This is a genomic window from Rhodococcus sp. K11/5 (genome assembly GCF_055193735.1).
Genome location: NZ_CM143721.1, coordinates 3,653,057 through 3,669,028, shown reverse-complemented (window position 1 = coordinate 3,669,028; position 15,972 = coordinate 3,653,057). Strand labels below are relative to the sequence as shown.

General features: G+C 68.5%; 10 protein-coding genes. 4 read left to right on the top strand and 6 right to left on the bottom strand.

Annotated features, from left to right (window positions below):
- Positions 1–82 precede the first annotated feature (82 nt).
- The 4 genes from ACY466_RS17170 to ACY466_RS17155 form a co-directional block, all read right to left on the bottom strand.
- Positions 83–952: a glycosyltransferase family 2 protein gene (locus tag ACY466_RS17170; protein WP_463246872.1), complete on the bottom strand. Its 870-nt coding sequence runs from the start codon at positions 950–952 to the stop codon at positions 83–85.
- A 45-nt stretch (positions 953–997) separates the two neighbouring features.
- Complete coding sequence (locus ACY466_RS17165) at positions 998–1,873, bottom strand: alpha/beta fold hydrolase (RefSeq protein WP_463246870.1); 876 nt, start codon at positions 1,871–1,873, stop codon at positions 998–1,000.
- Positions 1,874–2,134: 261 nt separating this feature from the next.
- A complete protein-coding gene (locus ACY466_RS17160) occupies positions 2,135–3,049 on the bottom strand; it encodes a glycosyltransferase (RefSeq protein WP_463246868.1) in 915 nt (304 codons plus the stop codon).
- Positions 3,050–3,322: 273 nt separating this feature from the next.
- The gene (locus ACY466_RS17155) at positions 3,323–4,264 is read right to left on the bottom strand and encodes a lipase family alpha/beta hydrolase (RefSeq protein ID WP_463246866.1); all 942 of its coding nucleotides are present in this window, start codon (positions 4,262–4,264) and stop codon (positions 3,323–3,325) included.
- A gap of 168 nt (positions 4,265–4,432) precedes the next feature.
- On the opposite strand from ACY466_RS17155, the gene ACY466_RS17150 reads away from it, so the two are divergent.
- From ACY466_RS17150 to ACY466_RS17140, 3 genes are read left to right on the top strand one after another with little or no spacing between them, the layout of a single operon-like run.
- On the top strand, positions 4,433–5,413 hold the full coding sequence (locus tag ACY466_RS17150) for a polysaccharide pyruvyl transferase family protein (protein WP_463246864.1): 981 nt from the start codon (positions 4,433–4,435) through the stop codon (positions 5,411–5,413).
- The gene (locus ACY466_RS17145; RefSeq protein WP_463246862.1) at positions 5,410–6,192 is read left to right on the top strand and encodes a hypothetical protein; all 783 of its coding nucleotides are present in this window, start codon (positions 5,410–5,412) and stop codon (positions 6,190–6,192) included. The genes ACY466_RS17150 and ACY466_RS17145 overlap by 4 nt, the downstream gene beginning before the upstream one ends.
- Before the next feature lie 12 nt (positions 6,193–6,204).
- The gene (locus ACY466_RS17140; protein WP_463246859.1) at positions 6,205–6,561 is read left to right on the top strand and encodes a hypothetical protein; all 357 of its coding nucleotides are present in this window, start codon (positions 6,205–6,207) and stop codon (positions 6,559–6,561) included.
- Positions 6,562–6,570: 9 nt separating this feature from the next.
- Here the strand turns inward: ACY466_RS17140 and ACY466_RS17135 are convergent, their stop codons facing one another.
- Both ACY466_RS17135 and ACY466_RS17130 read right to left on the bottom strand, forming a co-directional pair.
- Positions 6,571–7,509, bottom strand: coding sequence for a glycosyltransferase family 2 protein (locus ACY466_RS17135; RefSeq protein ID WP_463246857.1), 939 nt, complete (start codon positions 7,507–7,509; stop codon positions 6,571–6,573).
- A 44-nt stretch (positions 7,510–7,553) separates the two neighbouring features.
- Entirely contained in the window at positions 7,554–8,504 is a 951-nt protein-coding gene (locus tag ACY466_RS17130) for an esterase/lipase family protein (RefSeq protein ID WP_463246854.1), read from the bottom strand.
- Positions 8,505–8,743: 239 nt separating this feature from the next.
- On the opposite strand from ACY466_RS17130, the gene ACY466_RS17125 reads away from it, so the two are divergent.
- A complete protein-coding gene (locus ACY466_RS17125; RefSeq protein WP_463246852.1) occupies positions 8,744–15,970 on the top strand; it encodes an amino acid adenylation domain-containing protein in 7,227 nt (2,408 codons plus the stop codon).
- Positions 15,971–15,972 lie beyond the last annotated feature (2 nt).

Here is a 15,972-nt window from a genome sequence, read left to right as displayed (position 1 = left end):
TCCACCCACTCACGGACGAAGGCCCGAGGAGAACCGGAGAACGGTTCTGCTCGGGCCTTCGGTCGTGAGCGGCGCGGTCGGGTCAGCGCCCGACGTCGTAGGGAAGTACTCGCTGCGGGTGCTTGGAGATCAGTTGCTTGATCGAGTAGTTCCCCGACACCGGATTCCAGGCCCGTGAGGGGACCCAGAACACCAGATGCATGATGCGCATGAACCGCACCGAGGCCTTGGACTTCTCGGCCTCGTCGTGCATTCCCCGCGCCTCGTAGGTGGCGGGCATGTACTCCACGAAGGTCTTGTAATTGGCAACGCTCGAGAGCATGCGACGACCCGACGCGCTGATCTCCATGCCGGGTACCAGCACCGACTTCTGTCCGGCCTCGGTGACGCACAGCGTGATGTCGAGATCGTCGAAGATGCCGGGGATGTCGAGCAGGTGCGGACGGATGGTCGTCCAGGTCGATCGCCGCACGGCCATGTTGGCACCGAAAAGCGTCGGTACCTCGAGGGGGCCGTCGGTGTCGTTCTTGAAGCCGGCGTTCAGCATGAATCGGTGCACACTCTGAAGCGGCATGTCGTACTGATCGAACTTGCCGGTGCCGGCCCCGATGTCGTCGGCGGCGGTCGCGAAGAACTCACGAACGGTACGCGCCCACCCCGGCTTGGCCCGGGCGTCGGCGTCGAGTCGGCCGATGATGTCTCCGGTCGCGGCGTCGAAGCCGGCGTTGCGGGCCTTCACCACGCCGGGAGCGGTTTCGTCGATCACCCGGAGCTTCGGAATATCGGCCGACAAGGTGGCGAGAATTGCTGCCGTTCCGTCCGTCGAATTGTTGTTCACGACGATGATCTCGTGCAGGTCGTCCTGTTGTTCCCGGATCGAGTCGATGAGATACCCGATGGTGTCTTCCTCGTTGAACGCGGGAATTACAAGAGACAGCGTGGGTAATTCCATGGCGACGATGTTACGTCAGCGGCGTGGTTCGGGCAGTGGCGTGGTTCAGGCAGCGGCGAGAAGATCGAGAGCGGCGATCGTTTCGTCGACCACGGTCTGCGGATCCGTGAGTTGCACGTAATGGCCGCGCTTCTTCGCCAACACGTGCCGTCCAGCGGGTGCAGCCGTGACCGTGTCTCGGTGGCTCTGATAGATCCAGTCGCGTTCGAGTTTCTCCGGATCGGCCGAGCGCAATGCGGTGATCTCGGTGACGTAGGTGTCGGGGACATGAGGCCCCGACGCCTCGAGGTCGTGCAATCCGGCAATCATGTGCTTCCACTCGCTGCGGGCCGACTTGGTCGCGGAGACCCGGCCGCCTTCTTCGGTCGCCTCGCGCAGCGCGGCGCCGTCCAGGTGGCGGAAGTAGGTTCGCCGTAGGGCGCGGGTCTGAAGTCCGATTCGGGCGAGATTCACCTGCATTCCGTACAACAGGCCGGCCCCGGACATACCTTTCTGCAGCTTGGCGGCACCGCTGATCTCGGACACCTCGTCGACGAGGACGACGCCGATGACCTTGTCTGGGCGCTCGAGGGCGGCGCGGCGCACGATCGGGCCGCCGTAGCTGTGGCCGACCAGAAGGCAGGGGGTGTCCACGACCTCGTCCAGCATGCGGAGGTGGTCGTCGAGGAGGGCGTCGAAGGTCCTGGCGCGCCGCGCAACGTCGCTGCGTCCCAGGCCGGCGCGATCGTAGGACACGGTGCGGGCATGACGGGCCAGTGCGGGTTGCGTGAGGGACCAGGTCGACCGGGACTTACCGAGACCGGCTTCGAAGAGCACGGTCACCGGTCCATCACCGTCCGTGCAGTAGTGGAGGTTGCGCGTTCCGGTGCTGTCACGAACGGGAAGATAACGCGACTCACCCTGTGCGGTCGTCGTCTGCATCGAATTCCTCCACTGGTGATTTTCTTCGGTAATGACAGTTACCAGTGTATCCACCGAGCGCGAGGACAATCTTTCAGGAGAACAAACCGATTGCCTGTTCGGGTCGACTTCTGCGAGCTTCGAGGTTTTCTACCGGAGGCGATGACGAAACGTGGTCGAGACTCGATCGATAAACGAACCGAATTGTGAAATCGGACTCATCGCTTCGAAAGCATCCACTATCGCGATCGAATTACCGGGCCGTCCGAGGGAACGTGAATTTCATCGATTCGTGGTCGACGAGGTCGAAAGAGCGCGTCGCGGTTCCGGCGCGTCGCCGCTGTGTCGGCGTAGCAGTCGGCCGGGTCGGAACGTTTCCGACGACGGCTCCCAGGCCCGGAAGGGGAGCCACATCGCCGCGTAGAAGGGCAACGACACCGTGAGCATGGTGACGACCGCAGCTCTGCGCTCGGCCGGGCGGCCGTGGATCGCGAAGGTACGCTGATCGCACCAGCAGTACTTGGCGTAGGACACCACACCGCTGGTGTACCGGCGACCGGAGATTCGGGCCCTGGCTCCGGGAATGATCGCGCACCGCACCCCGACCTCCTGTGCGCACAGGGTGAGGTCGACGTCTTCGAAGATGTCGGTGCGCATCGACGTTCGTGAGGCGATCCGCCGCCACGCGCTCGCAGTCAGGGCCATGTTGGAGCCGAACAGCCGGGGAGCGTCGACGTCTTTGCCGGCGAGGAGCTTCGCCTGCACCGACTCCGTCAGGGTGTCCTGGGCGGCCTGGAAACGCTCTTGGAACGGCAGGTCGTATGCCGTGCAGGTCCCCGACCCGGCCTCGTACACGTGACCGTGCGCGTCGAAGAAGTCGACGATTGCGCGGGCCCATCCGGGCTGAACCCGGGTGTCGGCGTCGATGCGGGCGAGGACGGTTCCGCGCGAGGCGTCGAAGCCGGCGTTACGGGCCGGGGGAATGCCTTGCCGGGACTCGTGCAGCAGCACGATCTGCCCGCCGTGGGCATCGGCGAGCCGTCGCACGACCTCCGCGGTGTCGTCCGAAGAATTGTTGTCGACAACGATGATCTCCGCGATGTCGTCGATCTGCGCGAACAACGCCTCCAAGCACGATTCGATAGTGGAGGCCTCGTTGTACGCCGGAATGACGACGGACAGTGTATTGCGTGACATCGTGTGCACCTCGAACCTCTGTCGAGTGAATAACGGCGACGTAACCGGATGAACGGTACGGAATGGGTGCCGTGAGCATAACCGCTGTTGGACGGGTTCGCTGATGTCGAGCGGGGCGTCCTGACGCCTTTTTGCAACGCGAAAACAATCGAAGTGCTGTCTTTTGTCCTCGATTGCAGGATCGACACTCGAAGGAAATTCCACGAAAGGCCGATCACTGCGGATACGAGCGGTGTGTTTGCGTGGATCAGGCGTTGCGGCTTCCGAACCGGGTCAGTCGGGGGCGGAGCACGAGACGGGTGAAGGAGGTGTCCCCGCGTCGTCGAGCCCGCGCATGATCAACCACGGCATCGGGTCGGCGGATGCGAGCGCCATGTGATCGATCGTGGAGTCGGGGCACACGTCCTGTACCCAGACGTTGTCGACGGTGGCGCCGGGCCCAGCGGCGAGGAACGTGTTGGCGGGCGGGGTCGAGACCGTGTCGTTGCGGCTCGCGATCACGGTGTAGTCGATTCCGGGAAGGGTGTCGCCACCGGCGTTCAGGATCTGCAGGAACGGGGATCCGACCATCTGCTGCACTGCGGACGGGCCGACGGCCGCGGCGGCGACGTCGACCACCGGGATCCCGACCAACTCGGCGAGCTTCCCCCAGAACTGTTTGTCGTCGTAGGTGGTCCCGTGGTTCGTGGCGCCGAGGGTCACCACGTTCTTCACCGCGTTGCGGGACGGGTTCAACACGTCCGCGCCGCCGTTGAACTTCAGATACTGACGAGCGAGGATGCCGCCCTGCGAATGGCCGACGATGTCGACGCGATCGGCGCCGGTACGTGCCCTCACGACATCGACGAAGGCAGCGAGGTCCCCGGCGGAACGGGCGATGTCGGCGCCGCCCCACAGGTTGAGCAGATTGTTCGGATCGAGCCCTTCGCGCTGACCGTAGTCCATCGCGAACACGCAGTACCCCTGCTCACGCAGCTGCGGGGCCAGATCGGACCACGTGGCCTCGGCGTTGGACCAGGTCCCATGGACCAGGACCACCGGACGTGGATGCTCGGGTGATGGGATGCAGTTCATGTCGTCGGCGCCGGGCACGGTCATGCTCGCTTCGGGAATGGGGGGCGCTTCCTCGCGGGCCTCGGCTGTGGACGGTGATGCGGCCAGGGCGGCGGTCGTCAGCGCCACGGCAGCGATCATCGTGCGGGAACGAAACACCATGCGCTCAGACCTTCGATCGACGACTTCATGCGTCTTCACGTTACAGGTGAGGCAGAAGTGACTCGAGTTACGGTGGTGGTCCGATCGGGACGCGGACCGTGATCCGAACCGGTAGGTTCGTCGGCTGTGACACCTACTGATGCCGTCGCGGCCATTCGGAGGGAGACAGTGGCCGTGCTGCGGGACGTCATTGCGCCGGGACCGGTTGCATTGCTCGACTACCCCCATTATTTCAACGCCGGCGACCACCTCATCTACGCGGGCACCGCGGCATACCTCGATCGGCTGGGCTGCAGCGTCGACTACGTCTGCGCGCCTCATACCTACGACGCGCGGCTGCTCGCCGAACGCGTCCCCACCGGACCGATTCTCCTGCAAGGGGGAGGAAACTTCGGCGACCGGTGGCCTATGCATCAGAAATTTCGAGAGAAGGTGATCGGGGATTTCCCCGGCCGGACCATCGTGCAACTGCCGCAGAGCATCGACTTCTCCTCGGACGAGGCTCGGGCGGCCGCGGCAGTGGTCTACGACGCCCACCCCGACCTGACGGTTCTGATCCGCGACCACGACGGCGTCGAGCGCACCGGCGCCGGCTTCGCCGGAACCACGGTGCGATTCTGCCCGGACCTCGCGTTCGGTGCCGATCTCGCGATCCCACCGGGCAGCGCCCCCGAAGTCGACGTGGTGTTCCTCGCTCGGCGAGATCCGGAAGCGATTCACCGGCTCGACGACGACGCGGTGAACGACCTCACCACCGAGCGTGTCGACTGGTCCCTCGGACCCGCGGCGAACGTGCAGTGGTGGTCTCTCGCGATCGCGGAAGCTTGCGCGGGGAAGGTTCCAGGAGCGAGGCGGCGTACGTACGACGCAGCTCGCCGTGCCATGGACCACCGGTCGACCCTGAACCTCGACGCCGCGATACGACGGCTGGCGAGGGGACGCGTCGTGATCACGGACCGGCTCCACGGAGGTGTGCTCGCCGCCCTGCTCGGGATCCCGGTCGTCCTGGTGGACAACGTCAATCGCAAGGTGTCGGCCGTCCACCGTGATTATCTCGGTGACTGTCCCGGGGTGCACATGGCCATCGATTTCGACGACGCAGTCGGCGCGGCCCGTCGCATCCTGCACGATTCCGACGTCATCCGATGAGTCGCCGCGAGGCGCAGGAGCCCCGTGCCGTCCGGTGCTCGGTGGTTCCCGGCGACGTGGTGGAGGCCACCGTGCGGACTCCGGCGGGGACGGTCCTGGTGAGGACGGTCGCCGATGTTCCGCTGTTGCCGTCGGCCGCTGCCGTGTTGCCGGCGGCGCTGCCCGTGGCGATGCGCGTCGGCGGTGACCTGTACCTCGACGGCACCATCGATTCCGTGCAGCGGGCGAACATCGATGCCGCACAGCAACTCCTGCTGTCCTGGTACCGGCATCTTCGTCCTGTCGACGTACACGTCACCATCGACGACACAGTGCCCGAGCGCGCCGCCGGCGTCGGGTGCTTCTTCAGCGGGGGCGTCGATTCGTTCTACGCGGTACTACGGCACCAGGAGCGGATCACCCACCTGATCTTCGTCCTCGGCTTCGACATCGCGGTGGACGACACCGCGCTGGGTGAATCGACGCTACGCGAAATCCGTTCCGCCGCATCGGCTCTGGGAAAAGAACTGATCGTGGTCCGAACCGACGTACGGGCGCTCGGAGCGCGCGCGAAGTTGGACTGGGGACCGATCTACCACGGTGCGGCGATGGCCCACGTCGCGATCGCGCTCGCCCCGTACGTGGGCACCGTGATCGTGCCGAGCACACACGTCGTCGACAGCGTGGTTCCCTGGGGAACCCATCGAGATCTCGACCCGTTGTGGTCGACGGCTCGGGTGACGTTCGAGCACGATTCGATCGAGGTCGGTCGGCCCGGCAAGGTCGCACGGATCGCGTAGAGTGCGGTGGCCATGCGGCACCTTCGGTTGTGCTGGATCAACTACGACGGCGCCTACAACTGCGGGCGGTGCGAGAAGTGTCTGCGCACGATGCTGTCGCTGCGTGCGATCGGCGCGACCTGTGAGACGTTTCCCGATCACATCGACCCGGCGTCGGTGCGCCGCCTGCGTCTGACGCGCAGCCAGGCGCGTGCCATGGCGCGCAATGTCGTCGCGCTCGAGGAGTCCGACGGTGACCACGCCGAACTGATCGAGGCGGGGCGTCACGCCATCGCCGCGTCGAGACGGGTGTGGGCTCGTTTCTTCGAGACCTACGACTGGTTCGTCTCGGGTGCCTGTCGAGAGATCTGGCGCCGCGGCGATCGGTGACCGTAGTCGTCAGGTCCAGGCAGGTGCCACGCGCCGCGCGCGGCGTCCGGCCTGCAGGCGACCCAGCGAGAAGGTGCGCGTGTCCGGGTCGTAGGCCCGAAACGGCACCCACATCACCAGGTAGAACGGCAGCGTCACGACGGCAAGGCGAACCCGAGCCAGCCGTTCTTCCCGCTTCATCCCGTGTGCGCGGTAGGTCGTCATCTCCCGGCGCGCGTACCGCAGGTAGGTGGGCAGCGGGTCGAGATACCGCCGTCCCGAGATGGTCGCGGTCAGCCCGGGAATCACGGCGATGCGGTGACCGTGTTCGCCGAGGGTCAGGCCGAGGTCGAGATCTTCGAACCTGGCGGTCGAATCGGCGAGCGCCGAGCGCACCGACCGCCACGTCCGGCGGGTGATCGCCATGTTCGATCCGAACAGGCGCTCCTGATCGATCGCGTCACCCTCGGCCAGGCGCTGGTCGAGGTCCGCGGACATGGTGGCATGAGCGTCGGCGAATTTCTGCTGGAACGGCAGGTCGTATGCCGTGCAGAAGCCCGCACCGGCTCCGTACACCGCACCGTGTGCGGCGAAGAAGTCACGAACTCGCGCGGACCAGTCGGGTGGAACCAGAGTGTCGACGTCGATGCGACCGATGAGGTCGGTGGTGACGGCGTCGTATCCCGTGGTGCGGGCATGCACGGTGCCCTTGCGGGGTTCACTCAGCACCCGTACGGAGACCGAGCTACGCGCCGCGAACGCCTCGGCGCGCCGACCGGTGTCGTCGCGAGAGTTGTTGTCCACGACGATGATCTCGTCCGGTGGTTCGGTCTGGGCCTCCAGGGCGTCGAGACACGTGTCCAGATTCGCGCCCTCGTCGAAGGCAGGGATCACCACGGTGAGCGTCGGGCGAGGCGTGGCGTCGAGTGTGGCGTCGTGCGATGTCGGCTCGTTCGAAGAATTCGTCATCGCCGAGCAACGTTATTCGCAGTTCGAACGACCCGCATCTCGAGTCACGGGCGGGTGCGCGCCCCGAGCTGCCGCGTCGAATCGGCGGCCAGCGTCCGTCGCACGAGTTCGACGGCGTGCGGGTCCGTGGTCAGCTGCATGTGATCGGCCGTGTTCGCCGGGTCCCCGTCCTGTAGCCAGACGTTGCTCACCTCGGCTCCCGGACCGGCGTCGAGGAACGTCGCTTCCGGGGGAGTGGACACGGAGTCGAATCGCGTGGCGACGGCGGTGTAGCGCACTCCCGGCACGGTGTCGCCACCCTCGTTGAGCGCGGCGATGAAGGGGGACCCGAACAGCTGCTGCGCATACGACGGGCCGACCGTCGCGTCCGTCGTGGGCACGACCGGGAAGCCGAGCCGTTCGGCCACCGCGCCGACGACCTGTTTGTTGCCGTACGTGGTGCCGTGGTTGGTGGCCCCGAGGGTGACGAGGGTGCGGACGCGGTTTCGACGCGGGTCGCTGCGGTTCGCGCCACCGTTGAACTTCACGTATTGATGCGCCACGGTCCCGCCCTGCGAGTGGCCGACGATGTCCACCGCGTCGGCGCCGGTCGAACTGGCGACCTTCTCCACGAAGCCGGCCAACTCTCGCGCGGAATCCGCGATGTCGCCACCGCCGACCATGTTGAACGCGTTGGTGGAGTCGTAGCCGCGGCGATGGCCGTAGTCGAGTGCGAAGACGGCGAAGCCGTCGGCCACCAACGCGGGTGCCAGGGTCGACCAGGTGTCGTAGGCGCTGCACCACGTTCCGTGAACGAGGATCACCGGGCGGGGGCGACGTGCGCCGGTCATCACCGAGAAGTCGTTCACTCCGGGAATGTCGTCGAGCCGTTGCGGATCGACCGAGGATTCCCGGAGCGTCCCGACGAAGGCTCCCACCGCGGCGACGACGGTCCGAAACGGAGACCGGTGACCGCCCGGCTTCTTGTCGGGTGAAGCGCCGTGTGACGAGGCCATGTGAGGTGTCGACTCCTACGTTTTTCTTCGGGCAGTGTCGCGGTGAAGCGAGCGATGGTTCGGAACGCGAACAACCTCGTCCACGATACCGCCGTGCGGTGTCGGCATCGACGTTCTCGACCCGTTTATGGTGGTCGCAGAGAAGTGCTTGTGCTCGAGCCGACAACGGAAATCCGCGAACAAGACTTTTCGGACATTCGAGGGGGAGTGGTGTGCCGGAGCTAGGCCTGAGTCGTGTGGTGTCCGAGCGAGCCGCGGCGAACCCCGACGCGGTCGCGGTCGATCACGCCGGCGTCACGGTCACCTTCGGTCAGCTCGAGCGGACGGCAGCGGGTCTGCGTGCGGCGGTACCGACCTTCGCGGCGGCGCCCGATTCGGCGCTGTCGGCCGCACTCGCCGTTCTCGCACCGACGGCCCTCGCGGACCTCGGCAGCACCTTCGGCGCGGTGCTGCGCGCCGCGGCCGGCGGTGGCACCCTGGCGGAAGAGATTCGCCGCGTCGCCCGCGACCATCCCCACCGACCCGCTGTGATCGACGGAGATCGAACCCTCACGTTCGCCGCTCTGGACGCCGCGGCCGAGGCCCGCCGATCGGAGGGCTCGGTGACACCGGTCGCGGTGCCACGGACGGAAAGCATCGACACCGCGGTGACCGTCGTCGCTCTCGCCTACGACGGTGCCGCCGCGGTGTTCGGAAGCCGAGACCACGACGTCTCGGCGGTCCGCGCGCCGTCGATGGCCGTGGTCGTCCCCGACGAGAGCGGATGGAGCGCCTTCGACGACGCCGCGGTGATCGAGGGATCGCGCGCACTGTGGTCGGCCGTGGCATCCGCACCGGACGGATCGGCGCTCCCGGTCGGATCGGTGCTCTGGGGCCACCTCGACGATGCGCGGTGGGGGCCGCTCGAGTTCTGGGCAGCACTGCTCGCGGGGTGGACGCTGCGGGTACGGGACCGAACGACGGACGCGATCACGCAGTGCCGCCGCGACGGCGTCGCGCTGATGACGGCGACGGTGCACGAGGCGGCGCTCGCGAGCGCGGCAGACGCCGAGCGCCCGGTCGGGGATTCGATCGTCGTCGCGGTGGACGACGCGTTCGCCGGCACGATCGACGGCGCGTCGATCAGACCCTGCCGCATGCTGCCGGGGGTGTTCGGTCCGTTCGATCCGGCGAACGCGATCGTGGTGGACCGCCGACTGCGACGGGCCCCGGCGGGAGTGTCCGGCGACCTCTACGTGACGGGGGGTGCGGTGGCGTCCGACGTCGGGGGCAGCGCCGCGGTGTCGGCGGCTCGGTTCGTCGCGTCGCCGGCAGCCGCGGGCGGCGCGCGGGCCCTGTGGACCGGAGTCGCTGCGACCGTGGACAGATCGGGAGCCGTCACGGTCGGCGCCCAGCGGAGAACGGCCGCCCTGCGCCGCGGTGTGCGCGTCGACAGCGCCGACATCGCGGCCCGCCTCAGGCAACGTCCGCTCGTGGTGGACGCCGTGGTCCGCTCCGTGCACGACGAGCGTGCCGGCGTCCGCGTCGTCGCTCACGTCCATTTCGCGGAGGAGGTCGCCGACCCGCACGGGTACGCCGCCGAGGCGCTGCCGGACTACGCCGTTCCCGACGCGGTGGTGCCGGTACCGGAACTGCCCCTGGACCGCTCCGGGCGGGTCGAGGAATCCCTGCTGCCGGCGCCGTCGCCGCCGGAATCCGTCTCGGACGACGCGACCGCCCCGCGATCGCCGTCGCTGGACGTGATCGTCTCGGTGTTCGTCGACGTGCTCGGTACGGCACCGATCGGCCGGGATCAGAGTTTCTTCGACCTCGGCGGATCGTCGCTCTCGGCCACCAAGGCGATCGCCCGGATCAACGCCGCGACCGACGCGGGCCTTCGTGTGGCCGACATCTTCGATGCTCCCACCCCGCGCGGTCTGGCCCGAGTGCTGGACGGGCGCAGCGGAGTTCGAGAATCCGACCTGCCGCGCTTCGCCGCCGTGGCCGCGACCGCGCGCCCCGACCGGATCGCGGTGGCGCCTGCCCAGCTTCGGCTGTGGGTGCTGAACCGGCTGGATCCCGAGTCGTCCGCGTACAACGTGCCGATGGTCCTGCACCTGTCGGGGACTCTCGATCACGGCGCGCTCTCCGCGGCCCTCGGCGACGTGATCGCCCGACACGAGATCCTGCGAACGTACTTTCCGGACGACGGTGACGGCCCGGTGTTGGTGACGGCGGATCCGCCGGCCACGGAGCTGCCGGTGATCAGCGTGGACGACGGCGGGGACGTCGACGCGATCGCCGACCTGGTGTCGGCCCCGTTCGACGTCACCGCGGCGCCGCCGGTACGCGCCGCCCTGGTACGCCGCGCGGAGACCGATCACGTTCTCGTGGTGTGTGTCCATCACCTGGTGATGGACGGGGAGTCGTTGTCTCCGTTGGTCATCGATCTCGGTACCGCGTTCGCCGCCCGGGTACGCGGAGTGGCCCCGACGTGGGCGGAGCCCGCGCCGCAGTACGCCGACTACGCGCGGTGGCAGCACGCGATGCTCGGGACGGAGGACGAACCGACGGACCTCGCTCGGACGCAGCTCGCGTACTGGTCCGACGCGCTGAGCGGGCTGCCGGATGCGGTGGAACTCCCCGTCGATCGAACGCGGTCGCCCGTGCGCCCCGACACGGGCGCCGGACAGGTGCGCCGCGACCTCCCGGCGGAGGTGCACCGGTCGATCGACGAGCTCGCCCGCGCCCACGGGGTGAGCGAGCACATGGTGTTGCTCGCGGCCTACTCCGTGGCCGTGGCGCGGTGGACCGGGTCGACGGACTTCGCCGTGGGCATCGCCACCGCCGGCCGTACCGATCCGGCGTTGGACACCGCCCTCGGAACGTTCGTCGGCACGGTCGCGGTGCGGGCCGTTCTCGGCGCATCGGACACGTTCGTCGATGTCCTGCAGGGAATTCGGCGCACGGCCGTCGCCGCGTACGACAATGCCGACGTTCCGTTCGATCGGGTGATCGCCGCAGCAGGACGGGCCGCGTCGCCGCCGTATCGCATCGGATTCGCTTATCGCGCATCGCGATCGGAGGTATCGGTCGAACTTCCCGGCGTCACCGCCCGCATTCTCGGCACGGAGGCGATCGCGGCGAAGGACGATCTGCTGCTCACCGCGGAGGCGTCCGTGGACGCCGACGGTCGCCCCGCCGGCATCGCTCTGTCCCTGGTCTACGCGACCGCGCTCTTCGACGAGACGACGGTCGACGCGTTCGCCTCGTTGCTGCGTACCACCGTCGACGCCGTCCTGGGCGACACCGCGACCCCGGTGATCGACCTCGACGTCACCGGTGTCGTCGAACGGACCCGTGTCCTCGGCGCGTTGCGGGGACCGGCGACGGCGTGGGACGGACCGTCGACCCTGCCGGAGATCCTCGCGGCGGCGGCGCGGAGCCATCCCGATCGACCGGCGGTGCGCACCGACGAGCACGCCGTCACCTACCGCGAGTTGTCGCGTCGCTCGAACCGGTTGGCGCGCCGACTGATCGAGCGCGGCGCCGGACCCGAGACCGTGGTCGCGCTGTCCTTTCCCCGGTCGATGGACATGGTTCTCGCCGTGTGGGCGGTGGCCGCGACCGGGGCGGCCTACGTTCCGCTCGACGCGAGTTATCCCGAGGCGCGGTTGGCGCACATGGTGTCCGACAGCGGGGTCGGGCTCGGAGTCACCCGCCGCTCCGCCGTGTCGACTCTCCCCGCGTCGGTGGACTGGCTCGACGTCGACGACGTGTGGAGCGCCGATCTCGAAGCCTCCGAATGCGATCCGGTCGCCGTCGCGCCGAGCGCCGTGCGCATCGACAACGCCGCCTACGTCATCTACACCTCCGGATCCACCGGACTGCCCAAGGGCGTCGTGGTCACCCACTCCGGTCTGACCACCCTCGCGGCGGCGACGCGGGAACGCTTCGCGACCACCTCTCGGTCGCGGCCCGCGCAGACCGCGTCGCCGAGCTTCGACCCGTACGTGATGGATCTGCTCGTGGCCGCCATTCCGGGAGCAGAACTGGTGGTGGTTCCGCCGGACCTCGTCGGCGGCGACGCCATGACGGACCACCTCGCCGAGCACGGGGTGACGCACCTGTCGTCGACACCCGGTGTGGTGTCCACCCTCGACGCCGAGCGGCTGCCCGATCTCGAGATGATCTCCGTCGGCGGGGAGCCGTTGGCACCGTCCCTGCGGGACACGTGGGCCGAGCGCGTCCGCCTCGTCAATGCGTACGGACCCACGGAAGCCACGGTGGCGAGCCACTTCTCGGAACCCGTTCGCGTCGGGCACCCGGTGGGCATCGGTCGCTCGCTCGCGGGGACGGGATGCGCGGTGCTGGACGCCCGGATGCACCCGGTGCCCGACGGGGCGATCGGAGAGCTGTACCTGTTCGGTCCCGGTCTCGCGCGCGGCTACCGGTCGTCGACGTCGCTGACGGCCTCGCGGTTCGTCGCGTCGCCGTTCACCGCCGCCGGTGAACGGATGTATCGGACCGGCGACCTGGTGCGCACGGTGATCTCCGCCGACGGCACGGCCTCCGACCTGCGGTACGTGGGACGCGTCGACGCCCAGCTGAAGATCCGCGGGATCCGCGTGGAACCCGGCGAGGTCGATGCCGTTCTGGTGCAACGTCCGTCGATCGTCGCGGCGATCACCGTCGGACGGCCGGGGCCGTCGGGGGAGACCGCGCTGGTGTCCTACTTCGTGTGCGGAGGTGGGCCCGAGGATCCGATCGCGTTGCGAGCGAGCCTCGTCGAGGAACTTCCGCCGCACCTGGTGCCCGCGGTGCTGATGGAACTGGAACGCCTGCCGCTGAGCCCCAACGGCAAGGTGGACCGTGGTGCACTGCCGACGCCCGAGTTCGCCGTGCGCGGTCGCTCCCGAGATCCCCGGACGGACACCGAGCGTGCCGTGCTGGCCACGTTCGTCGAGATCCTCGGGGACGAGTCCCTCGGTGTCGAGGACGATTTCTTCGCGGGCGGCGGCAACTCGCTGAACGCGACGCGGGTGGTGTCCCGGATCGGCCGTGATCTCGGCCGACGGGTGGGGGTGCGGGCGCTGTTCGACGCGCCCACCGCCGAGCAACTCGCCGCTTTTCTGGACGCCTCCGGCGAGGACAGGTCGATCGCCCTGGCGGATGTGGTGCGCCCCGAACGTGTTCCGCTGTCCTACGCCCAGACCCGCATGTGGTTCGCGAACGTCTTCGACAACTCGTCCTCCCTCGACGAGGCGGGTGCCCGGTGGAACGCGACCGCCTACAACGTGCCGCTCGTCGTGCGCATCACCGGTGCGCTCGACGTCGAGGCGCTCGCCGCCGCCGTGGTCGACGTGATCGACCGGCACGAGAGCCTGCGGACTCGGTTCCCGGATTCGGCGAGCGGGCCGTACCAGGAGATCGTGCCGACGTCGTCCGTGCCCATCGAGCTGTCGCCGGTGCCGATCGACGAGGGTGATGTGGTGGACGCGGTGACGGAGTTGGTCACCACGCGGTTCGACGTGACCGCGGCGCCGCCGATCGCGATGCGACTGTGGGCGGTGGGAAGGCCGGAGGCCGAGGCAACTCACGTTTTCGCGCTGGTCGTCCACCACGTGTGCACCGACGGCGAATCCATGCGCCCGCTGGTGCGGGACCTGGTCGCCGCGTACTCGGCCCGTGCGGCGGGGGCGGCTCCCGCGTTCGCACCACTTCCGGTGCAGTACGCCGACTTCACCGTCTGGCAGCGGGCGCGCCTCGGTGACGCGACCGATCCGACGTCCGAGGCGGCGCGGCATCTCGACCACTGGCGCGCGTCGCTCGCCGGCATCCCCGACGCCCCGGTCCTCCCCACCGACCGACCCCGGCCGCCGGTCGCGAGCCTGCGATCGGCGACGGTCCCCGTCACTCTCGACGCGGAGGTGCATCGGGCCCTGCGCGGGGTCGCCGACGCCACGGGTGCGACGCCGTTCATGGTGGTGCACAGCGCGCTCGCGGTCTTCCTCGCTCGGTGGGGCTCGTCCGCGGACGTGGTGATCGGTACGCCGATCGCCGGACGGGGTGACCGCGAGTTGGACGATCTGGTGGGCATGTTCGTCGGAACCCTCGCGCTGCGGACTCCGATCGAGTCCGGCGCATCGTTCCTGGACACCGTACGAGCGGTGCGAGCGGCGGATCTGGATGCGTTCTCGCACAGCGAGATCCCGTTCGAGCGCGTCGTCGACGCACTGTCCCCGGTGCGGTCCACCGCGCACCATCCGATCTTCCAGACCATGCTCTCGTTCCAGAATCTGGAGATGCCCGCGGCGGAGGTGGCGGGCGTGCGGCTCGAAGCGCTGAACGTCGATCCGGGAACCTCGCAGTACGACCTGCACCTGGTGGTCTCGGAGACCGTGGGCGCCGACGGTTCACCGGCGGGTCTCGCAGCGGCACTGACGTTCGCGACCGACCTGTTCGGCCCGGATACCGGGGCCGCGATGGCGCGGTCGTTCGAGACCTTGACGGCGGCGCTTCTCGCGGACCCGGACGGCCCGGTGGGGGACGCCGCCCTGCTCGGCCCGGCCGAACTCGACGACCTGCTGGTGCCCGGCATCGCCACGGCTCCGGACGAGGTCACCCTGGCCGGTCTCCTGCATCGCTCGTACGTCGATTTCGCCGACCGGGTCGCGGTGACGGATACCGATCGCACCCTGACGTACGAGGAGCTGGGTCGTGCGGTCGTCGCGCGGCGGGACGCCCTGCGTGCGCAGGGCGTGGGACCGGAATCGGTTATCGCCGTGGAGATGTCGCGTTCGATCGACATGATCGTCGAGATCCAGGCGATCGTGTGCGCCGGCGCGGCGTACCTGCCGATCGACCCGGCGCTCCCGGCCGATCGACGTTCCGCCGTGCGCTCGGCCGATCGACGTTCCGCCGTGCGCTCGGCCGCGAGACTTCCCGGAAGCGGAGGCGCCCTCGGTCCGCAGAACCCGGCCTACGTCGTCTTCACGTCGGGGTCCACCGGTGCGCCGAAGGGAGTCGTCGTGTCCCACGGGGCCGTGACGAACCAACTGCGCTGGCTCCGTGCGGCGATCGACCTCGACGCGGACGACGCGATGCTGTGGCGCACCTCGGCGTCGTTCGACCTGTCGGTGTGGGAACTGTGGCTGCCGATGACCGCCGGAGCACGGCTGGTGGTCGGACCTCCGGGCTGCGAGCGCGATCCGGCGATTCTGGCGAGGACGCTCGCCGAGCAGCGGGTGTCGGTCCTGACGTTCGTGCCGTCCCTGCTCGATGCGTTCCTCGCGCACGGCGCCGCCGCGGTCCGAGATGCTCTGGAGGGAGTGCACACGGTGCTGTGCATCGGAGAGGCGTTGTCGCCGAGCACCGTTCGCACACTCGTGAGCCTCGGCCCCGACGGTCTCGCCGTGCACAACCTCTACGGGCCCACCGAGGCGGCGGTGAGCATCACCCACCACCGAATCGGCAGTCCGGTGTGACG